We start from the raw sequence: 20,028 nt of genomic DNA, 5'->3' as shown, positions 1-20,028 counted from the left end.
GAAAATGAAGTAGAATTGAAATGGTTTTGATCGTTTTGGCATTGTCGGGCCGACCCTGGCGCTGAGCCGGAACGCGAGCCGCCGCATCCACAGGAGCCGTGATGACGAGTAATGCCGCCTTAAGCCAGAGCATCCAGTTTTTCCTTGAGCTGGATAAATTGAAAGAAGTGATCCGCAAAAACTGGATCGCTTCGCAGCAGAGGCGGGAAAACTCCGCCGAGCACAGCTGGCAGGTGGCGATGCTCGCCATGGCCTTGCAGCCGCACGCCAACGAGCCGGTGGCGCTGGACCGAGTGGTCAGGCTCTTGCTGGTCCACGATGTCGGCGAAATCGTCGCCGGCGACGTCAGCGTATTCGACCGAGGAGAAGGCCCTGAGGAGAAAGAGGCCGAACGCGCCGGCGCGGCTCAGGTGTTCAACCTGCTGCCGCAGGCGCAGGCGGAGGAAATGCTGGCCTTGTGGGACGAGTTCGAACAAGGCTTTACCGCGGAGGCGCGTTTCGCCAATGCGATAGACCGGCTGGCGCCGGCCTTGTTGAACCTGCACTCCGACGGCAAGGGCTGGAAGGAGCAGCAGGTGCGCAAGTCCCAGGTGCTGGAGCGCGTGATGCCGGGGGTCAGGCAGGGCTGCCGCGCCGCGGCCGGATGGCTGGAGCAGGCCTTGGAGCAGGCCGAGCAACGCGGAGTGTTCCCGCCGGAGGGCTAGGCCGGCGCGCCGGCTTGCGGCGGATCAATTGGCCGGCCGGCGTCTTGCCGCATACTGTCTTCCATCGAGGGCCGCCGCTGGGCGGCCTTTTGGCTTTGAGGGGGACGGGAAATGATTGCGGTGATCGGCGCGGGAATGTCCGGCCTGGCCTGCGCCTGGCAGTTGCGCCGGCGCGGCGTGGACGCGGTGGTGTACGAGGCGTCCGACCGGGTGGGCGGCAAGGTGCTGAGTCTGGACCTTGCGCCGGGCTTGATGGAGGCGGGGCCCAATACTTTGCTGGCGGACGAGGCCTTGTGGCAATGGCTGCTGGAGCTGGGACTGACGCCCTTGGCGCCGGCGGCGGGGCCGCAGCGGCGCTTCGTGCTGCGGCACGGCCATTACCGCGCCTTGCCCGACGGTCCCGCCTCCCTGTTGGCCGGCGGCTATTTCAGCCCGGGCGCCAAATGGCGGCTGTTGAGCGAGCCTTGGCGCCGTCCCGCCGAGCCGGACGCGTCGGAAACGGTGGCGGCCTTTTTTCGGCGCCGCTTGGGCGAGGAGGTGCTGGCCACCCTGGTGGACCCGTTCATCGGCGGCGTGTTCGCCGGCGATCCGGAAGAATTGCTGATGAGGGAATGCCTGCCCGCATTGGCGGCGGCGGAGCGGGAGGCGGGATCGCTGGCCTTGGGCATGTGGCGGCGCTGGCGGCGCGGCGAGACCCGGCGCAAGCGGATGTGCACGCTGGCGGGCGGGCTGTCCAGCCTGGCGGAGCGGCTGGCGAGAGATCTGGACGTGAGGCTGGGCTGTCCGGCGCTGGCGCTGGAACGCGCGGGCGAGGGCTGGCGTTTGTGGACGCCGCAGGGGCCGCAGCCGGCCAGCGCGGTGGTGCTGGCTTTGCCGGCGCCGCAGGCGGCGCGGCTGCTGGAACCCTGCGAGCCGGAATGGGCGCGGGCCTGCGCGGCGCTGCCCTATGCGCCGCTGACCGTGGTGGCCACCGTGGCGGCGGAGCGGACGCTGCGCCGGCCGCTGGAGGGTTTCGGCGGCTTGCACCCGGCCAGCGAGCAGGCTTTGGCCTTGGGGCATTTGATGTCCAGCCGGATTTATCCGCATACGGCGGCGCCCGGCTCGCGCTTGTTGACCAGCTTCATCGGCGGCCGTCGCCAGGCGGAGTTGGCCGCTTTGCCGGATCAGGCCTTGTTGCGGCGCTTGAACCTGGAGCTGGCGCGGCTGTTCGGTCTGGAGGGCGAACCCTTGAGCCAGCGCATCGTGCGTTGGCCGCAGGCGCTGCCGCAGGGCACGGCGGCGATGGCGGCCTTGCGGCCGCTGGCGGCGGCCGCGAGCGAGCGCGGCCTGCATGTCTGCGCCAACTGGCTGGACGGGGTGTCGCTGCCGGACTGTCTGGCCAAGGGACGGGCGCTGGCAGATCGGCTGGCGGCGCAGGCTTTGCATTGCCGCGGATCCGGCATATAACAAATCGTCGCGGACAGCGGGACGAAAGGAGAGGCCGATGCGGGCGAGTCTAGGGGTGACGGCTGCCGGGGCCTGTCTGCTGGCGGCGGGCGCGGCGGCGCAGGCCCCGATCAAACTGTGCGGGGTGGAGTGGCAGCCGTTCAGCTATGTGAAGAACGGCAAGGTGGATTCCGGCATCAGCCACGACGTGCTGCAAGAGGCCTTCCGCCGGATGAAGGTGCCGGTGACGATGGAGGCCGCGCCTTGGGAGCGTTGCCTGCGCGGGGTCAAGACCGGCGACTACGACGCGGTGATAGACAATGAAGTGGCCGCTCAGACGCCGCGCTTCAAGAACGTCTATTCCAGCTATCCGGTGGCTTTGTGCGTCAAGCGCGGCTCGCCGGTCAAATCCTTCGACTGGAAGCTGGTGCAAGGCCAGGCGGTGGGCATGGTGCGCGGCTATACCTATACACCGAAGATTCTGAACTATCCCAACTGGAAGCTGGAGCCGAGCAACGACGAGGATCAGCTGTACGCGATGCTGACCGGCGGCCATCGTCGGTTCGTCTTGTGCGATGTGTGGGGCGCCTCCCTGCGGCCGAACGTGGAGATCTTGCAGCCGGTGATAGACCGCACCGATCTGTCGCCCAATTTCAGCGCCCGGCAGGCGGCGCTGGCGGCCAGGCTGGACGCGACGATAGGCGATCTGATCCGCGACGGCAGCGTGGAGCGCATCTACGCCAAATACACCCAGCGCAAGTTCCGGGATATGGTGCCGGCGGCGGGCAAATGAGGGCGCCGCAGCGCGAGGCGGGCCGGCGCGAGGGCGTTTCGCCGGCCTTTTTGATTTGCCGCCAACGGCTTGGCTTTGCGCGGGGGGCGCTAGGCGGTAGAATCTGCCTTTGACTTTTCACTTTGCTTGCCACCTCTATGCTTACCTTCCAGGAAATCATCCTCACGCTCCAGCACTATTGGAACCGCCAGGGCTGCGCCTTGCTGCAGCCTTACGACACCGAAGTGGGCGCGGGGACTTCCCACACCGCCACCTTTCTGCGGGCGCTGGGGCCGGAGCCGTGGAACGCGGCCTATGTGCAGCCGTCGCGCCGACCCGCGGACGGTCGTTACGGCGAGAACCCCAACCGCCTGTTCCAGCATCATCAATTCCAGGTGGTGCTGAAGCCGGCTCCGTCCAATATCCAGGAACTGTATCTGGGTTCCTTGAAGGAGCTGGGCCTGGATCCGACGGTGCAGGATATCCGCTTCGTCGAGGACGACTGGGAAAACCCGACCCTGGGCGCCTGGGGCCTGGGCTGGGAAGTGTGGCTGAACGGCATGGAAGTGACCCAGTTCACCTACTTCCAGCAAGTGGGCGGCCTGGACTGCAAGCCGGTGCTGGGCGAGATCACCTACGGTCTGGAGCGTCTGGCCATGTATCTGCAGGGCGTGGAGAACGTCTACGACCTGATCTGGACCCATCTGCCGGACGGCCAGCCGGTCACGTACGGCAATGTGTTCTTCCAGAACGAAGTGGAGCAGTCCAAGTACGCGTTCGAACACAGCAACGTCGAGCTGCTGTTCCGCCAGTTCAACGACTACGAGGCCGAGGCCAAGTCGCTGCTGGAGGCCAGCCTGCCGCTGCCGGCCTACGAGATGATTCTCAAGGCCGGGCACACCTTCAACCTGCTGGACGCGCGCGGCGCGATCTCGGTGACCGAACGCGCCACCTATATCGGCCGCATCCGCACCCTGTCCCGCGGCGTGGCGCAGGCGTATTACGACGCCCGCGAAGCGCTGGGTTTCCCGATGTGCCGGCAGGCCTGAGCTTGGCTTGCCGCCCCGGCCGTTTCTTGACAGAGGGAATGCGCATGAAGGCCTTTTTCGCATGTCTGTGCGCCGCGCTGGCGCTGCCGGCGCAGGCCGAACCCGCCGCCGACTGGGTGGCGTATCAGGACGGCAAGGCGCTGCAATTGGCGATAGACGGCAATTCGCTGTGGCTGGGGCAGGACGGGCTGGTGCACTTCGTCAACCAGGAACGGTTCGACAAGATCCAGTACGAGAAAAGCTACAAGCTGAAATTCAATATCCGCCGCAGCGTAGGCTACGCCGACTGCGGCAAGTACCAGTACGTGTTTGTCAGTTCCGATTATTTCGATCGCAACAACAAGCACCTGTTCTCAACCCTGTTTCCAGTGCCGCGTCACGCCTGGAAATGGCAGCCCGTGTATAACGGATCGGTCGCCGACGCCATGATGAAGGTGATCTGCGAAGCCGCCGGGGCCGCCAAGCGTTAAGTTTTAGAGTGAATATGAACCAGACATTGCTGATTGAGCTGCTCACCGAGGAGCTGCCGCCCAAAGCGTTGGAAAAGCTGGCCGCCAGCTTTGCCCAGACCATAGGCGACGAACTGAAAAAGATGCAGTTCGCGCCGGCCGACGCCGAAGCGACGGTCTACGCCTCGCCGCGCCGCCTGGCGGTGCAGCTGGCCGATGTGGCCGCCTTGCAGCCGGACCAGAAGATTAGCCGCAAGGGCCCGGCTGTGGCCGCCGGCATGAAAGACGGCCAGCCCACGCCGGCGCTGGCCGGTTTCGCCCGCTCCTGCGGCGTGGACGTGTCCGCGCTGTCCACGATGAGCGACGGCAAGCAGGACGTGTACGTCTACGAGAGCGTCAAGCAGGGCCAGCCGCTGGCCGCGGTGCTGGCCGACGTGGTGGCCTTGGCGCTGAAAAAGCTGCCGGCGCCCAAGCTGATGCGCTGGGGCAGTCTGGACGTGCAGTTCGTGCGTCCGGTGCACGGCCTGATCATGCTGCACGGCGACGCGGTGGTGCCGGGCGAGGTGCTGGGCCTGCAAAGCGGCCAGCGCACCCGCGGCCATCGCTTCCTGTCCGAGGGCGAAGTGACCGTGGCCAACGCCGACGCTTACGCCCGCACCCTGCATGAGTCCGGCAAGGTGGTGGCCAGCTTCGACGCGCGCCGCGAACTGATCCGCCACAAGCTGGCCGAGGCCGCCGCCCGCCTGAACGCCACCATCGCCGCGCCGGAGGCCTTGTTCGACGAGGTGACCGGCCTGGTGGAATGGCCGGTGGTGCTGGAAGCCGGCTTCGAGGCCGAATTCCTGCGCGTGCCGCAGGAATGCCTGATCCTGACCATGCAGCAGAACCAGAAATACTTCCCGCTGCTGGACGCGTCCGGCAAGCTGATGAACCGCTTCCTGCTGGTGTCCAACCTGGAAACCGCGGACCCGTCCTTCATCGTCGGCGGCAACGAGCGCGTGCTGCGCGCGCGCCTGTCCGACGCCAAGTTCTTCTTCGAACAGGACCAGAAGGCGCGGCTGGATAGCCGGCTGCCGCGTCTGGCCAATGTGGTCTACCACAATAAGATCGGTTCGCAGCTGGAGCGCGTGGAGCGCTTGCAGAGCATCGCCGGCGCCATCGCCCATGAGCTGGGCGCCGACGCCGCGCTGGCCGCCCGCGCCGCCTACCTGGCCAAGGCCGACCTGGTGTCCGGCATGGTGGGCGAATTCCCCGAGCTGCAGGGCGTGATGGGCATGTATTACGCCCAGTTCGACGGCGAGCACGCCGAAGTGGCTGCCGCCATCGAAGGCCATTACCACCCGCGTTTCGCCGGCGACACGCTGCCGGAAGGCAAGATCGCCACCGCGGTGGCGTTGGCGGACAAGCTGGAAACCATCGTCGGCATCTGGGGCATAGGCCTGATCCCCACCGGCGACAAGGATCCGTTCGCCCTGCGCCGCGCCGCTCTGGGCGTGGTGCGCATGGCGCTGGACGCGGATCTGGACCTGAAAGCGCTGCTGAACATCGTCGCCGCGGCCTTCCCGGCCGGCAAGCTGTCCGCCAGCGTGGCCGACGAGGTGTTCGGCTTCATGATGGACCGCCTGAAGAACTTCCTCGCCGCCGATTACAAGGGCGACGAGATCGACGCGGTGTTGGCGCTCTCGCCCAGCCGGCTGGCGGAAGTGCGCGCGGTCTTGTCCGCCGTGGCCGCTTTCAAAGCGCTGCCGGAAGCGGCCGCGCTGGCCGCCGCCAACAAACGGGTGAAGAACATCCTGAAGAAGGTGGAAGGCGAAGTGGGCGCGGTGAATCCGGCGCTGCTGGGCGAAGCGGCCGAGCAGGCGTTGTTCGCCGCCGTCGAGCAGTTGGCGCCGCAGGTGGACGATAAGTTCGCCGCCCGCGACTTCGCCGCCGCGCTGACTCAGTTGGCCTCGCTGCGCGCGCCGGTGGACGCCTTCTTCGACGGCGTGATGGTGATGGCGGACGACGCCGCGGTGCGCAACAACCGCATCGCCTTGCTGGCGCGTCTGGCCGGCTTGTTCAACCGCGTGGCGGACATCTCGCTGCTGGCGGAGTAATCCGATGGGGCGGCCGCGGCCGCCCCGGCGCTCTGGACGGGGAAAACCGTGAAACTAGTGATACTCGACCGCGACGGCGTGATCAACGAAGACCGCGACGATTTCGTCAAATCGCCGGCGGAATGGGTGCCGATCGAGCACAGCCTGGAGGCGATCGCCAATCTGACCCAGTCCGGTTGGCGCGTGGTGGTGGCCACCAATCAATCCGGCATCGGCCGCGGCCTGTTCGACATGCAGGCGCTCAACGCCATGCACGAGAAGATGCATAGGCTGGTGGGCCAGGCCGGCGGCCGCATCGACGCGGTGCTGTTCTGTCCGCACGGCCCCAGCGCTGGCTGCGACTGTCGCAAGCCGCTGCCGGGCATGGTGCTGGAGATCGCGGAGCGCTTCAATGTGAAGCTGGACGGTTTGCCGCTGATCGGCGACAGCCGGCGCGATCTGGAGTCGGTGGCGGCGGTGGGCGGCCTACCCATCCTGGTCAAGACCGGCAAGGGCGCCAAGACGCTGGCCGACGGCGAACTGCCGGCCGGCACCCTGGTGTTCGACGATTTGTACGACGCCGCGGAATATCTGATCGATTCCCGCGAACGTTGATTTCAGAAAAGGATAGTGTTCCAAGCATGCTGAGTTTATGGCTTCGTAACCTGCTGTACTGGCTGGTGCTGATGATCGTCACGCCGCTCTTCTTCTTCCTGCTGCTGCTGTCCGCGCCGCTGCCGCGCCGCGCGCGCCATGTGTTCGGCGTCAGCTGGGCCTTGAGCCTGCTGTGGATGCTGGAGCACGTGATCGGCCTGAAATACAAGGTGCTGGGCGCGGACAACCTGCCTGAGCAGCCGTCGGTGATCTGTTCCAAGCACCAGTCCGGCTGGGAAACGCTGGCCTTGCAGAAGATCTTTCCTTGGCAGGTGTACGTGGCCAAGCGCGAGCTGACCTGGATTCCGGTGTTCGGCTGGGGCCTGGTGCTGATGAACCCCATCATCATCAACCGCTCCGACCGCGCCAACGCCAACCAGCGCCTGCTGGAGCAGGGGCTGGAGCGCAAACGCCACCGCTTCTGGATCACGGTATTCCCGGAAGGCACCCGCACCAAGCCGGGCGTGGCGGGCAAATACAAGCTGGGCGCGGCGCGTATGGCCAAGCAGTTCGACATGCCGCTGGTGCCGGTGGCGCACAACGCCGGCGAATTCTGGCCGCGCAACGCCTTCCTGAAATACCCCGGCGAGATCACCGTGGTGGTGGGCAAGCCCATTGTGCCGAGCGAAGAGCTGGGGCCCGAGGCGATGATGAAGGAAGCTGAGCAGTGGATCGAGGCGCGCCAGCGCGAGATCGGCGGCGTAGGCCCGTTCGCGGACGCGGATGAAAAGCGCAAACGTCTGGCTGCGTCTGCCGCTGCCTGACGGCGAGGTGGAGGTGGTGCTGACCCGGCGCCCGCGCAAAAGCGTGGGCATACGGGTCAGCGCGGGCCGGGTGGAGCTGGTCGCGCATCCGGCGGTCAGCGCCGCCCGCCTGCGCGAAGTGCTGTTGGAGCGCCGCGACTGGATCGCCGGCCATGTGGCGCGGCAAAGGCAGGCGCGGCGGCAAGCCGAGGATCTCAGCCAACTGAGTTGGCAGGGTCAGGCTCTGCCCATCGTGCTGGCGGCCGGCGTGCGGCGCACGGCCAGGCTGTCGGCGGAGGGCTTGATTGTTACCGGTATCGTCGAGGGCGACGCGGCCGCTTTGAAGCAGGCGGTATGCCGTTTCTTCAAACGAGAGGCGGCCTTGCATTTTCCGGCGCGGATGGAGGCACTGGCGCGCGCCTGCCGGCGCCGGCCCAGCGGCCTGCAGCTGTCGTCGGCGCGCACGCGCTGGGGCAGTTGCACCGCGGCCGGGGTGATCCGGCTGAACTGGCGCTTGCTGCAGGCGCCGCCGGCGGTGCTGGATTACGTGATCGCCCATGAGCTGGCCCACCTGGAACACATGAACCATTCACCGGCGTTCTGGGCGGAGACCGCGCGCCTGTACCCGGACTGGCAGGCGGCGCGGCGCTGGTTGAAGCTGCACGGCGCCGGGCTGTTCCATTTTGATTGATGAATTAAGGAGAGTGATGATGCGTTTACTGCACACCATGCTGCGAGTGGGCAATCTGGAGCGCTCGCTGGCGTTTTACCAGGAAGTGCTCGATATGAAATTGCTGCGCCGCCAGGATTATCCGGACGGCCGCTTCACCCTGGCCTTTGTCGGCTACGGCGCGGAAGAAGAGCAGACGGTGCTGGAGCTGACCCACAACTGGGACACCGACTCCTACGAGTTGGGCAACGCTTACGGCCACATCGCCATCGAAGTGCCGGACGCTTACGCCGCCTGTGACATGGTGCGCGCCAAGGGCGGCAAGGTGACGCGCGAAGCCGGTCCGATGAAGCACGGCACCACGGTGATCGCCTTTGTCGAAGACCCGGACGGCTACAAGATCGAATTCATCCAGCGCTGAGGCGTTCGTCTCCGCAGACAAGGCCGACGGCGTAGCGCCGCCGGCCTTGTTTCATCAAATGCTTAATTAGCGTGGCAATCGCGCAAAAACACTTGCTTCCGATACCGGTTTTCCTTGTCCGGACTGCCCGAGTTATGGGACGATGTAACGCTTTGTAACCATTTGGGCCTAAATCAAGCGCGCCGCTTCCGCGCCGCGCGGATGCATGCCGGCCTGACTGGGAAGCGTCAGCGCAAGGGCATCCGGCTGCTCTTGCGCTTCAACAATATCGCCGGAATCCATACTTTGCATAGCCTGTCCAAGCTCGTCTTGAAGCAGGCGATGGCGCTTTTATCAATGGGCGTCATGCCCTCGGGAAGATAAATGACCAAAACACTCTTGAGCGCCGCCGCGCTGGCCCTGCTGCCGGCGCTGGCGCAAGCCGCCGAACTGGACGGCGCCACGCTGAGCCTGGCCTGGGGGCTGCCGTTCGCCGGCATTCTGCTGTCCATCGCGCTGTTCCCCATATTCGCGCCGGGCATCTGGCACCATCACTTCGGCAAGATCACCGCGGTGTGGACCGTGCTGTTCCTGGCGCCCTTCGCCGTGTCTTACGGCCTGGGCACTTCGACGGCGCTGATCGTCCACGCGCTGTTCGGCGAATACATACCCTTCATCGTGCTGCTGTTCTCGCTGTACACCGTGTCCGGCGGCATCCTGGTGTGGGGCTCCTTGCACGGTTCGCCCAAACTCAACACCGCCATTCTGGCGATAGGCACGGCGCTGGCCTCCATCATGGGCACCACCGGCGCGGCGATGCTGCTGATCCGCCCCCTGCTGCGCGCCAACGAGAAGCGCAAGCACAATGTGCACGTGGTGGTGTTCTTCATCTTCCTGGTGGCCAATATCGGCGGCGGTCTGACCCCGCTGGGCGACCCGCCGCTGTTCCTGGGCTTCCTCAAAGGCGTCAGCTTCGGCTGGACGGTGCAGCATATGGCGCTGCCGGTGTTGGTGTTGTCGCTGGCGCTGCTGGCCATTTTCTACGCGCTGGACAGCTATTTCTTCAAGAAGGAAGCGCAGGCGGGCGCGCTGCCGGAAATCGACCGTTCCAAGGACAAGCCGATCAAGCTGCACGGCAAGCGCAATCTCTTCCTGCTGGCCGGCATCGTCGGCGCGGTGCTGATGTCCGGCGTCTGGAAGCCGGGCGTGGTGTTCGACATCATGGGCACCCCTGTGGAGTTGCAGAACATCGTCCGCGATCTGGCGCTGATCGGCCTGGCCTTCGCCTCGCTGTGGATCACGCCCAAGCAGGTGCGCGCCGGCAATGAGTTCAACTGGGATCCCATCCTGGAAGTGGGCAAGCTGTTCGCCGGCATCTTCATCACCATCGGCCCGGTGATCGCCATCCTGCGAGCCGGTGCCGACGGCCACCTGGCCGGCCTGGTGCACATGGTGTCCGACGCCAACGGCCAGCCGGTCAACGCGATGTATTTCTGGATGACCGGCATCCTGTCCAGCTTCCTGGACAATGCGCCCACCTATCTGGTGTTCTTCAACCTGGCCCACGGCGACGCCCAAGTGCTGATGGGGCCGATGGCGGACACTCTGCTGGCGATCTCCATGGGCGCGGTGTTCATGGGTGCCAACACCTATATCGGCAATGCGCCCAACTTCATGGTCAAGGCCATCGCCGAGCACCGCCATGTGAAGATGCCGAGCTTCTTCGGCTATCTGGGTTGGTCCTGCGTCATCTTGCTGCCGCTGTTCGTGCTGATGACGCTGATTTTCTTCTGAGTCGGCCGTCCTTCGGTAAAAAAGCCCGCTGTCGCGGGCTTTTTTCATGGTGGGCCGGTCAATGATGGCCGAGGGCGGTGCCGCCCCTGCCGTCCGGCAGCGCGATGCGAATATTCTGCATCATGCCCTGGTCCTCGTGATCCAGGATATGGCAATGCAGCACGAAGTCGCCGATATAGCGCTGATAGCGGGTGCGGATGGTGATGGTGTAGCGGCCGGCCGCGGCAATTTTCGGATCATTGCTGGCTTCGATGTTTTTCACCCATAAAGTGTCTTTCCAGACGTTTCTCAGGCCGCTGTATTGCGTATCGCCCGGGTCCATCGAATCCGGCGCGCCTTCCGCGCTAATGTCCTTGCCCTTGGGGTCTACTATCTTGACGATCTGGAACGGGTTGACGTGGATATGGTAGGGGTGGCTGACGAAGTCGGAGCGCAGCGTCCACTCGTCCACGCCGCCCAGCTTCAGGGTGCGGTCTATGCGTTCGCCGGCATAGGGTTTGCCGTCCACCTGGAAGAAGGCGGCGCCGGGTTGGGACACGTCGATGTTGAACGTCAGCGTCTGGGTTCCCGTCACTTCCTGGGGGCTTATGTCCGGATGCGGCACAAAGCTGCTCAGCTTCATCCCGTTGCGCAGTTCCGCGCTGACCTTGGTGGCGACGGCGGGCGGGAAGTGGGCGCGGGCGGCGCCGATCAACACCTCCTGCAACGGACGCGAAGCCTGGCCGGGTGCAACGTCCACCACGCCCAGCAAGCGGGCCGACGGCGCCGAGCGGTCTATGGTGCTGCTGACCTTGACGTCGTTGATCAGGCAGTATTTGCCGGCGCTGGGGAAGGACACCAGAGCGTCCCAGCGATAGCCGGGCTGGAACACCACGCTCTTGCGGGTTTGCACCTTGCCCATGGTCAGGCCGTCTGCGGCGATCAAGGGCAGGTCCAGCTCCGTGCCGCTGCTGCAATAGCGGGCGACGTAATCGTCCATCTGCCTGGCGAACAGGCCGGCCAGCGGCGGCGCATTGTCGCTGAGGCGGCGCAGTTTCAGGTTGATGGTGTCGCGCACGCCGGCGTGCACCATTCTCCAGCGTTCCACGTCGCCGGCCCGCGCCTGGGCCATCTTGCCCAAGACCACGCCGTTGACGCTGGTGTAGCGGCCGGACTCTTGCCAGGTCTTGGGGCCGAACTGGTCGTAGCCTTCTATTCCGCCCACGTCGTCGCCGTCGCAGCGATAGCGTTGGTCCTCCTCATTGGGCGGGGTGGCGGTGTTGCCGTAGGTCTTGATCATGCCCTTGTATTGTCCGGCCTTGAAGCGGCAGGCGTACTGGATCTGCTGAAACACCAGCACCCGTTCGCGGAAGTTGACCCCGGCATAGGGCCGCAGCAGGGTGTCGATGTCGCCGTTCTGTTGCTGGGTGGGTTGCCGCGTGCCGCGCACGATCAGCGCGCCGGCCATGCCGCTGGACACTTGCAGCGCGGTGGAGCCGTGGCGATGGGTGTGATACCAGAAGGTGCCGGCCGGGTGGTCGGGCGGAATGTTGTACTCGTACTGGAAGCTGACGCCGGGATTGATGGAGATCAGCACATTGTCGCTATTGCCCGCCGGATTGATCCAGAGCCCGTGGGTATGCAGATTGGTGCCGTTGAAACAATGGGGCTGGTTGCCGCTGCCGCCCTGGTCGGTACAGCTGGGGTCGCGGATGGGTTTGCCGTCGGCGTCGCGGTTCAGCTTGTTGTTCAGGCCGATGCGCACGGTTTGTCCGGGGTAGACCTCGATCAGCGGGGCGATGAAGGGCGTGGCGCTGGGCTGAGAGGATGCCGGCGTTGCGACCGGGCTGAGCGCGCCGGGCAGGTAGCTGCGCAGCGCGACCTTGTCGTAATGGATCTGCCCGGGGCGTTCCAGCGAAGGATTGCGAATCCAGCCGTAGCGATAGCGGATGTCCAGATCGTAGGCGACTTCGCGCGGGGCGGCCTGCGGCTGGTCAAGCTCCAGCGGCGCGCGGAGCAGGGCGGCGGTATTGAGCGCGCCGGCGGGCTGAGCGGTCGGGATAGCCAGCAGCCGCGGCGGGTTGTCTATCTGCGGGAGGTCTTCGCCGTGGCCGGGCGCCGCGAGCAGCAGCGCGGCGAGGCCCAGCGGAAAGGGAGCGAAGCGAGCTTTGAGCATATTCATCTTGGTCTCCGAATTGGCGTGTTTGCCCATGAACAGTTGCAGGGCGGCCAATTCAGCCTAGTTCCAGATCGACGCCGTTTAAGCTGAATGTCATGTTTTGTCGGACGGGCCTGATCCGAAGGACAGGCGCGGCCGGACGCGCCCCGGCTTGCGAGCCCGGATGTCGGCGGCGGCCGCTTTCCGGTATGCTTGCCGTTTTGCCGTTTCAATACGCTGAACCGAACTATGCACATCCATATCCTGGGCATTTGTGGCACCTTCATGGGGGGCATCGCCGCTATCGCCAAACAGGCCGGTCACAAGGTCACCGGCTGCGACGCCAATGTTTACCCGCCGATGAGCACCCAGCTGGAAGCCATGGGCATCGAGCTGATTCAGGGCTTCGGCGCGGAGCAGGCCGATATTGGCGCGGACATCTTCGTGGTGGGCAATGTGGTGACGCGCGGCAAGCCGCTGATGGAGGAAATCCTCAACCGCGGGCTGCCGTATATTTCCGGCCCGCAGTGGTTGGCGGAAAACGTGCTCAAGGATTTGTGGGTGCTGGCGGTGGCCGGCACTCACGGCAAGACCACCACCAGCTCGATGCTGGCCTGGATACTGGAGGACGCCGGCCTGGCGCCGGGCTTCCTGATCGGCGGCATTCCGCAGAACTTCGGCGTGTCGGCGCGCCTGCCCGGCGCGCCGCGCCAGGACGCGGCCAGCGTCAGCCCCTTCTTTGTGATCGAGGCCGACGAATACGACACCGCCTTCTTCGACAAGCGCTCCAAATTCGTTCATTACCGGCCGCGCACCGCGGTGCTGAACAATCTGGAGTTCGACCACGCCGACATCTTCGCCGACCTGGCGGCGATAGAAACCCAGTTTCATCACCTGGTGCGCACGGTGCCGGGCCAGGGCCTGATCGTCAGCAACGGCCGCGAGGCCAGCCTGGATCGGGTGCTGGAACGCGGTTGCTGGACGCCGGTGGAGCGCTTCGGCGCGGACGCCGGCTGGCAGCTGGGCGCGGCGGAGGCCAACGGCCATTTCGACGTGCTGCTCGACGGCCGGCTTCAGGGCCGGGTGCGCTGGGATCTGATGGGCGAACACAATCGTCTGAACGCGCTGGCGGCGATCGCCGCCGCCCGCCATGTCGGCGTGGCGGTGAACAGCGCCATCGACGCGCTGTCGCGCTTCCAGAACGTCAAGCGGCGTATGGAAGTGCGCGGCGTGGCGGCCGGCGTCACGGTGTACGACGACTTCGCCCATCATCCCACCGCCATCGCCACCACCCTGGCCGGCTTGCGTCACAAGGTGGGCGGCGAGCGCATCCTGGCCGTGCTGGAGCCGCGCTCCAACACCATGAAGCTGGGCACGATGAAGGCGGCGCTGCCGGCCTCTCTGGCCGACGCCGATCTGGTGTTCTGCTCCGCCGCCAATCTGGGCTGGAATCCCGGCGAGGCCTTGGCCGAGTTGGGCGAGCGCGCGCAGACCTTCAACGATTTCGACGCGCTGCTGCAAGCGGTGACCGCCGCGGCCCGCCCCGGCGACCATGTGCTGGTGATGAGCAACGGCGGTTTCGGCGGCATTCACCAGAAGCTGCTGGAGCAACTGGCCGCGCGCGGGGCGCAGGCATAAAGAAAGGGATACTGGTTTCCTTTGTCTTGGCGCGAGAGATCGTAAATATGTTTTTAGAACTTGTTTACGATCTCTACGGTAAAGCCCCTGCGTTCGTTCAGTAGCCGAGGTGTATTGAAGGTGTTGATCATTCCTGAAGCAGCTCGGTAATTTGGCGGCGCAGCCATATCTGTGCGGGATCGCCATGAGTTCGTTCGTGCCAGATCATCGACAGAGAAAACATATCGACCTTCAGTGGTAACTCCACCAGTTCGAGTGGGGCGCATTGCGCCATGTGGGAGGCCAGCCGCCTGGGCAGGGAGAGCACCAGATCGCTCTCCGCCACGATCATTGGAGCAACCAAGAAGTGTGGCAGGCGCACTGCGACTTGGCGGCTCTTTCCTTGGCTGGCGAGAGCAGTATCGATCATGGCATTTCCCTGCCCGGTGATGGTGACTACCACATGGGATTGTGCAGCGAACTTCGCTAGCGTCAGTTGGGAAGACAGGATCGGGTGGCCGCGTCGAACCACGCAGACTAGGTCCTCGTCGTAGAGCCAGCGTCGATAGAATCCTGCAGGCAGTTGCCCGTCCTCGAACACGCCCAGAGCAATATCCGCATCTCCCTGGCCAACGGAGCTGATGTTGTTGCCGTTGGGGGCAGGGACTTCCAACTTTACCCCAGGCGCATCTTTTTCGATGTGTCCAACCAGTGTGGGCAACACTATTGAAGCGATGTGATCGAGACACGCGATGGTGAAGCGGTGCTGCGTAGTGGATGGCTCGAATCGCGGAGGTGCCACGATGATGCGGATATCTTCCAGCACTCTTGTCACGAGCGGCTCCATGGCCAGCATTCTAGGTGTGGGCTCGACGCCGTTCGGTGTACGAATGACCACCTTGTCTTTGAACAGCAGGCGTAATCGGCCCAGCGCGCGGCTGGCCGCAGGCTGACTCAAATTCAGCCTGGCACCTGCTCGGGTGACGTTGCGTTCACGCAGCAACGCGTCAAGGAACTTCAGCAGGTTCAGGTCGATAGAACTGATATCCGATTTTTGCATATATAGGTTTCACTTCATGCATTTGACGAATGATATGTCAGTGTCGACAATGGTGCCACGTTGAAAAAATCACCGACAAATAGAGGCTGTCACTATGAAACGATATCCATTGTTGATAGCTATCTTGGGATTGGCTTTGATGGCTCCGGTACTGCCTTCTTTCGCCAGCACACCAAGCGAGCACGAGGCTGCCATCAAGCAGCTCCCCAGCGTGTACCGGCTAGCGCTGGGCGACGCCAGGGTCACCGCGCTGTCGGCCGGAACTGTGGATTTGGACTTGCATAAGCTATTGCAGGGCGCCGCACCGAAGCGTATCGACCAGCTTCTGGTGCGAGGCTTTCTGGAGAATCCGGTGCGGACGTCGATCAACGTCTTCTTGGTTGAAACCGGCGGGCGTCGCGTGCTTGTCGACACAGGAAGCGGCGAATTGTTCGGAGGCAATGTCAGCCGATTGATGGAAAGTCTGACGGTGGCAGGTGTCCAACCCGATCAGATTGATGACATTCTGATTACCCATGCCCACCTCGACCATATCGGCGGGCTGGTGCTGGGGGGGAGGCTGTCTTCCGCAATGCGACCATACACATCAGCGAGGCTGACCTGGCTTTCTATCTGCAGCCGGTACGTTCCTCGGTGCCTCATGCGGATGCTGGGTCGTCAGAAATTGCCGAGAAAATGCTGCGTCCCTATGTCAATGCAGGAAAAATCAAACTATTCTCAGGCGCGTCCGAAGTGGTGCCCGGCATCACTGCAACCGTGTACAGAGGCCATACGCCAGGCAGTGCGGTTTTTACACTGGAGCGCGAGAACAAGAAGATCCGCTTTGTGGGAGACATGATTCATTCCACCATCCAGTTTGATGACCCAGCGCTTACAATCGGTTTCGATACGGATTCTTCGCGGGCTCGGACCGTACGCAAGCTGTTTTTCGCTAAGACCGCCTCTGAACGGTCCCTGATGGCCGGCCCCCATCTGCCCTTTCCCGGCATTGGTCACCTCCGGAAATCGGATGGAGGATATGTCTGGGTGCCTGTTCACTATGATGATCGTCCGTTGGCGCTTTTGCCATAGAGGAGGTTCCAAGTTTTTCATGGAGCCTGTTGCTAAGCCAAGCGAGAGGGGGTGTTTCCCTCTGGCTTGGGCTGCTGCGCTCGTCTAGATTGCGGACTTTTGCCATCTCGCGGGCATCATGAAAAACTTTGAACAGGAGCTTAGAGCCTGTTCAACGTCTCATGAGCAAGAGTGGGACAAGGCGAAAACGGCTGAAGACGCGGAATGTACAAGTGGTCCATGAACATTCGAGCCTGTACTCGTCGTGATGAAACACAGTAGGTTTTGAACAGGCTGTTAGCCGCGCAATTTGGCGGCAATGCCGGCCACGCGCTGGCCATAGGCCTTGGCGGTGTCCAGATCGCCTTGCGGGATTTCGTCGACGCTGGCGTCGGACGGGGATTGCACCAGCAGGCCCACCGAGCCGCCCAGATTGTTGATGTCCTCGCGGCTGGCGTTCTTGGCGTTGCTGGGCAGCAGGCCCAGGCTGACCCACAGACCGCCGTGCTGGGAAGCCAGGGTTTGCAGATAGATCAGCGACACCTGCTTGTCGCCGTTCAGGCTGGCGCTATTGGTGAAGCCGCCGAACACCTTGTCCTGCCAGCCGCGGGTGAACCAGACCTTGGAACTGGCGTCGGCGAATTTCTTGAACTGCCAGCTCGGGCTGCCCATATAGGTGGGCGAGCCGAAGATGATGGCGTCGGCGCTGTTCAGCAGATCCCAGGCGCCGGCGGGCAGATTGCCCTCGGCGTCGATGGCCAGCAACTGCGCACTGGCGCCGGCGGCGACATGCTGGGCCACTTGCTGGGTGTGACCGTAACCGGAGTGATAAACGACGACGACTTTTGCCATGACGGGCCTTTCATATTGCCGTGAATGAAGAAAGGCCTGCCGCGCGGCAGGCCTTTGCCCAGTATTGGCGATGATGAAGAATTGAAAAAGCGCCGTCGGATGAATTAATTATTTAGTTGAATTAAACAATCCCATCGGCTTGCTGCGTTGCGGGCCCTGCGTCCGAATAGCGGTGTTTTACCGCGAAGAACAGATAAAAACGCCCACGGTCGTGGGCGTTTTCTCGGCGTGAACGGCGGCGGTTTAGTGGAACTGCTCTTCCTCGGTGGAACCGGTCAGCGCGGTGACGCTGGACTGGCCGCCCTGGATCACGGTGGTGACGTCGTCGAAGTAGCCGGTGCCCACTTCCTGCTGATGGGACACGAAGGTGTAGCCGCGTTCGCGAGCGGCGAACTCCGGCTCCTGCACTTTCTCGACATAGGCGGACATGCCGCGGGCAACGTAATCTTGCGCCAGGTCGTACATGTTGTACCACATATTGTGGATGCCGGCCAAAGTGATGAACTGGTACTTATAGCCCATCGCGCCCAGCTCGCGCTGGAATTTGGCGATGGTGGCGTCGTCCAGATTCTTCTTCCAGTTGAAGGACGGCGAGCAGTTGTAGGCTAGCAGCTTGCCCGGATGCTTGGCGTGCACCGCTTCGGCGAACTTGCGCGCGAACTCCAGATCCGGAGTGCCGGTCTCGCACCAGACCAGATCGGCGTAGTCGGCGTAGGCGATGGCGCGGCTGATCGCCTGCTCCAGACCCTTCTTGGTCTTGTAGAAGCCTTCGGCGGTGCGCTCGCCGGTCAGGAAGGGGCGATCGCGCTCGTCGCAATCGCTGGTCAAGAGATCGGCGGCTTCGGCGTCGGTGCGGGCGATCACCAGGGTGGGCACGCCGTAGACGTCGGCGGCCAGGCGCGCGGCGATCAGCTTCTGCACCGCTTCCTGAGTGGGCACCAGCACCTTGCCGCCCATGTGGCCGCACTTCTTCACCGAGGCCAGCTGGTCCTCGAAGTGCACGCCGCCGGCGCCGGCGCGTATCATCGCCTTCATCAGCTCGTAGGCGTTCAGCACGCCGCCGAAACCGGCTTCGGCGTCCGCCACGATGGGGGCGAAGTAGTCGATGAAGCCGGCGTCGCCCTGGGCCACGCCCTTGGAATGCTGGATTTCGTCGGCGCGGGTGAAGGCGTTGTTGATGCGTTCCACCACCTTGGGCACCGAGTCAACCGGATACAGCGACTGGTCCGGATACATCGCGGAGTATTCATTGTTGTCTGCGGCCACTTGCCAGCCGGACAGATAGATGGCCTTGACGCCGGCCTTGACCTGCTGCATGGCCTGACCGCCGGTCAGCGCGCCCAGACAGTTGATGTACGGCTCGCTGTGGAGCAGGCCCCACAGCTTGTCCGCGCCGTTGCGCGCCAAGGAGTACTCAATCTGCAACGAGCCGCGCAGGCGCTCCACATCGGCGGCGCTGTAGCCGCGCTTGATGCCTTTCCAGCGGGGATTCTCGTTCCAGTCTTTCTGGATGGCTGCAATGCGTTGTTCGCGAGTCGTCATGCTAAAACCCTTCTCGATACGTTTCTGTGCGCGCCGGCAGACGCCGGCGTCCTCATTAAGCGATCTGGCTATCCGGTTTTCCGGATTTTCTTGCGGTCGGCCCTCATGGGGCCGGCTCGGCATGTCCGCCATGTCAGCCTTGCGGATAGCGGCTGTTCGGGCGGAGCACTTGCGGGTGTGGCTCAATTATTAGCACAAATAAAAACGCTTGTGTGCAGTGCAGCACAAAGAAAATGTATGATTTTCAAAAGCTAACAGCAACTTTCCTAAAACGAATATTGCGACTCGCTCAAGCGTTTGCTTTTAGAAAATAAAAGTCCGCAAACGCACATCGGGGTTTGGGACGCCTAGGATGACGGCCTGAAGCCGTTCAGTCGTTCTCAGGGCTTGAATTCCGCGACGAAGCCCCTACCTTGAGTCGGGACTATTCGTACCGCTGAATCCAAATCCGAGGAATCGCCATGCAGGACAAGCAAAACATCGCGGCAGACGCCGTGGACAATGACAATATCGACGCGACGGTGGCGGAGCAGGCCGTAGAGCAAGAGCTGAGCGCGGAGCAACGCATCGCCGCGCTGGACGCGGAAGTGGCCGAACTGAAGGACGCGCTGCTGCGCGCCCGCGCCGATCTGGAAAACCAGCGCCGCCGCGGGCAGGAAGACGTGGCCGCCGCGCACAAATACGCAATCTCCAAGTTCGCCGGCGAGCTGGTGTCGGTGAAGGACTATCTGGAAATGGCGCTGCTGGACCAGAGCGGTCAGATCGACACCCTGAAGATGGGCGTGGACATGACGCTGAAGCAATTGGTGTCCGCCTTCGACAAGGCGCAGATCAAGGACATCGCTCCCCAGGCCGGCGACAAGCTGGACCCGCATCAGCATCAGGCGATGAGCGCGGAAGAGGCCGACGCCGAACCCAACACCATCGTGCGCGTGATGCAAAAAGGCTACCAGATCTCCGATCGCGTACTGCGTCCGGCCATGGTCGTGGTCGCCAAGGCAAAAGCATAAAAAAGGGCGGCGTGCTCCTCTTGAA

General features: G+C 63.7%; 18 protein-coding genes and 1 pseudogene. 15 read left to right on the top strand and 4 right to left on the bottom strand.

Features of this window, described 5'->3' with window-relative positions:
- Positions 1–101: 101 nt before the first annotated feature.
- From HQN78_RS12820 to HQN78_RS12770, 11 genes are all read left to right on the top strand, one after another.
- Positions 102–704 (top strand): HD family hydrolase, encoded by a 603-nt coding sequence (locus HQN78_RS12820; RefSeq protein WP_107798297.1) that lies wholly within the window; start codon positions 102–104, stop codon positions 702–704.
- A gap of 111 nt (positions 705–815) precedes the next feature.
- Positions 816–2,150, top strand: coding sequence for a protoporphyrinogen oxidase (hemG, locus tag HQN78_RS12815; protein ID WP_304502816.1), 1,335 nt, complete (start codon positions 816–818; stop codon positions 2,148–2,150).
- A gap of 37 nt (positions 2,151–2,187) precedes the next feature.
- Positions 2,188–2,922, top strand: a complete 735-nt coding sequence (locus HQN78_RS12810; protein ID WP_235084180.1) for an ABC transporter substrate-binding protein — start codon at positions 2,188–2,190, stop codon at positions 2,920–2,922.
- Between the two features lie 137 nt (positions 2,923–3,059).
- Positions 3,060–3,950, top strand: coding sequence for a glycine--tRNA ligase subunit alpha (gene glyQ / locus HQN78_RS12805; RefSeq protein ID WP_107798300.1), 891 nt, complete (start codon positions 3,060–3,062; stop codon positions 3,948–3,950).
- Positions 3,951–3,994: 44 nt separating this feature from the next.
- A complete protein-coding gene (locus HQN78_RS12800) occupies positions 3,995–4,420 on the top strand; it encodes a surface-adhesin E family protein (protein ID WP_227107127.1) in 426 nt (141 codons plus the stop codon).
- 14 nt (positions 4,421–4,434) lie between these two features.
- Positions 4,435–6,495 carry a glycine--tRNA ligase subunit beta gene (gene glyS / locus HQN78_RS12795; RefSeq protein WP_235084179.1) on the top strand — a complete coding sequence of 687 codons (2,061 nt, stop codon included), beginning with the start codon at positions 4,435–4,437 and terminating at the stop codon, positions 6,493–6,495.
- A gap of 48 nt (positions 6,496–6,543) precedes the next feature.
- The gene (gene gmhB, locus HQN78_RS12790; RefSeq protein WP_019103520.1) at positions 6,544–7,089 is read left to right on the top strand and encodes a D-glycero-beta-D-manno-heptose 1,7-bisphosphate 7-phosphatase; all 546 of its coding nucleotides are present in this window, start codon (positions 6,544–6,546) and stop codon (positions 7,087–7,089) included.
- A 26-nt stretch (positions 7,090–7,115) separates the two neighbouring features.
- The gene (locus HQN78_RS12785; RefSeq protein ID WP_235084178.1) at positions 7,116–7,892 is read left to right on the top strand and encodes a 1-acyl-sn-glycerol-3-phosphate acyltransferase; all 777 of its coding nucleotides are present in this window, start codon (positions 7,116–7,118) and stop codon (positions 7,890–7,892) included.
- Positions 7,852–8,562, top strand: a complete 711-nt coding sequence (locus tag HQN78_RS12780) for a M48 family metallopeptidase (protein ID WP_235084177.1) — start codon at positions 7,852–7,854, stop codon at positions 8,560–8,562. Before HQN78_RS12785 ends, HQN78_RS12780 begins: the two co-directional genes overlap by 41 nt.
- Positions 8,563–8,581: 19 nt before the next feature.
- Complete coding sequence (gene gloA, locus HQN78_RS12775; protein WP_227108547.1) at positions 8,582–8,962, top strand: lactoylglutathione lyase; 381 nt, start codon at positions 8,582–8,584, stop codon at positions 8,960–8,962.
- A gap of 363 nt (positions 8,963–9,325) precedes the next feature.
- Entirely contained in the window at positions 9,326–10,735 is a 1,410-nt protein-coding gene (locus HQN78_RS12770) for a sodium:proton antiporter (RefSeq protein WP_107798304.1), read from the top strand.
- A 58-nt stretch (positions 10,736–10,793) separates the two neighbouring features.
- On the opposite strand, the gene HQN78_RS12765 is transcribed toward HQN78_RS12770, so the two are convergent.
- Positions 10,794–12,896, bottom strand: a complete 2,103-nt coding sequence (locus HQN78_RS12765) for a multicopper oxidase family protein (RefSeq protein WP_235084176.1) — start codon at positions 12,894–12,896, stop codon at positions 10,794–10,796.
- 225 nt (positions 12,897–13,121) lie between these two features.
- Between HQN78_RS12765 and mpl the strand changes: the two genes are divergently transcribed.
- Positions 13,122–14,510, top strand: a complete 1,389-nt coding sequence (mpl, locus tag HQN78_RS12760) for a UDP-N-acetylmuramate:L-alanyl-gamma-D-glutamyl-meso-diaminopimelate ligase (RefSeq protein ID WP_235084175.1) — start codon at positions 13,122–13,124, stop codon at positions 14,508–14,510.
- A gap of 127 nt (positions 14,511–14,637) precedes the next feature.
- On the opposite strand, the gene HQN78_RS12755 is transcribed toward mpl, so the two are convergent.
- Positions 14,638–15,549, bottom strand: coding sequence for a LysR family transcriptional regulator (locus HQN78_RS12755; protein WP_235084174.1), 912 nt, complete (start codon positions 15,547–15,549; stop codon positions 14,638–14,640).
- A 94-nt stretch (positions 15,550–15,643) separates the two neighbouring features.
- Here HQN78_RS12755 and HQN78_RS25860 point away from each other — a divergent pair.
- Positions 15,644–16,084: pseudogene (locus HQN78_RS25860) on the top strand (MBL fold metallo-hydrolase); the annotation flags it as partial.
- A 140-nt stretch (positions 16,085–16,224) separates the two neighbouring features.
- Positions 16,225–16,620, top strand: a complete 396-nt coding sequence (locus HQN78_RS25855) for an MBL fold metallo-hydrolase (protein ID WP_370646536.1) — start codon at positions 16,225–16,227, stop codon at positions 16,618–16,620.
- 276 nt (positions 16,621–16,896) lie between these two features.
- Here the strand turns inward: HQN78_RS25855 and HQN78_RS12745 are convergent, their stop codons facing one another.
- Both HQN78_RS12745 and aceA read right to left on the bottom strand, forming a co-directional pair.
- Entirely contained in the window at positions 16,897–17,451 is a 555-nt protein-coding gene (locus HQN78_RS12745; RefSeq protein ID WP_107798306.1) for a flavodoxin family protein, read from the bottom strand.
- 243 nt (positions 17,452–17,694) lie between these two features.
- Entirely contained in the window at positions 17,695–18,993 is a 1,299-nt protein-coding gene (gene aceA, locus HQN78_RS12740) for an isocitrate lyase (RefSeq protein ID WP_019101049.1), read from the bottom strand.
- 461 nt (positions 18,994–19,454) lie between these two features.
- Between aceA and grpE the strand changes: the two genes are divergently transcribed.
- Positions 19,455–20,003: a nucleotide exchange factor GrpE gene (gene grpE / locus HQN78_RS12735; RefSeq protein ID WP_107798307.1), complete on the top strand. Its 549-nt coding sequence runs from the start codon at positions 19,455–19,457 to the stop codon at positions 20,001–20,003.
- The last annotated feature ends 25 nt before the right edge of the window (positions 20,004–20,028 follow it).

Origin of the sequence: Chromobacterium sp. Beijing, assembly GCF_021496765.1 — a bacterium.
GTDB lineage: Bacteria > Pseudomonadota > Gammaproteobacteria > Burkholderiales > Chromobacteriaceae > Chromobacterium.
The sequence above is the reverse complement of the archived record's forward strand: the minus strand, read 5'-3'. Positions and strand labels throughout refer to the sequence as shown.

Bases quoted from the DNA above. Each gene is read 5' to 3' on its own strand.
- gloA (WP_227108547.1), top strand. From the start codon at position 8,582: ATGCGTTTACTGCACACCATGCTGCGAGTGGGCAATCTGGAGCGCTCG.
- HQN78_RS12755 (WP_235084174.1), bottom strand. From the start codon at position 15,549: ATGCAAAAATCGGATATCAGTTCTATCGACCTGAACCTGCTGAAGTTC.
- glyS (WP_235084179.1), top strand. From the start codon at position 4,435: ATGAACCAGACATTGCTGATTGAGCTGCTCACCGAGGAGCTGCCGCCC.
- HQN78_RS12770 (WP_107798304.1), top strand. From the start codon at position 9,326: ATGACCAAAACACTCTTGAGCGCCGCCGCGCTGGCCCTGCTGCCGGCG.
- hemG (WP_304502816.1), top strand. From the start codon at position 816: ATGATTGCGGTGATCGGCGCGGGAATGTCCGGCCTGGCCTGCGCCTGG.
- glyQ (WP_107798300.1), top strand. From the start codon at position 3,060: ATGCTTACCTTCCAGGAAATCATCCTCACGCTCCAGCACTATTGGAAC.
- HQN78_RS12820 (WP_107798297.1), top strand. From the start codon at position 102: ATGACGAGTAATGCCGCCTTAAGCCAGAGCATCCAGTTTTTCCTTGAG.
- HQN78_RS12800 (WP_227107127.1), top strand. From the start codon at position 3,995: ATGAAGGCCTTTTTCGCATGTCTGTGCGCCGCGCTGGCGCTGCCGGCG.
- HQN78_RS12745 (WP_107798306.1), bottom strand. From the start codon at position 17,451: ATGGCAAAAGTCGTCGTCGTTTATCACTCCGGTTACGGTCACACCCAG.
- HQN78_RS12785 (WP_235084178.1), top strand. From the start codon at position 7,116: ATGCTGAGTTTATGGCTTCGTAACCTGCTGTACTGGCTGGTGCTGATG.
- HQN78_RS12780 (WP_235084177.1), top strand. From the start codon at position 7,852: ATGAAAAGCGCAAACGTCTGGCTGCGTCTGCCGCTGCCTGACGGCGAG.
- mpl (WP_235084175.1), top strand. From the start codon at position 13,122: ATGCACATCCATATCCTGGGCATTTGTGGCACCTTCATGGGGGGCATC.
- HQN78_RS25855 (WP_370646536.1), top strand. From the start codon at position 16,225: ATGCTGCGTCCCTATGTCAATGCAGGAAAAATCAAACTATTCTCAGGC.
- grpE (WP_107798307.1), top strand. From the start codon at position 19,455: ATGCAGGACAAGCAAAACATCGCGGCAGACGCCGTGGACAATGACAAT.
- HQN78_RS12765 (WP_235084176.1), bottom strand. From the start codon at position 12,896: ATGAATATGCTCAAAGCTCGCTTCGCTCCCTTTCCGCTGGGCCTCGCC.
- HQN78_RS12810 (WP_235084180.1), top strand. From the start codon at position 2,188: ATGCGGGCGAGTCTAGGGGTGACGGCTGCCGGGGCCTGTCTGCTGGCG.
- aceA (WP_019101049.1), bottom strand. From the start codon at position 18,993: ATGACGACTCGCGAACAACGCATTGCAGCCATCCAGAAAGACTGGAAC.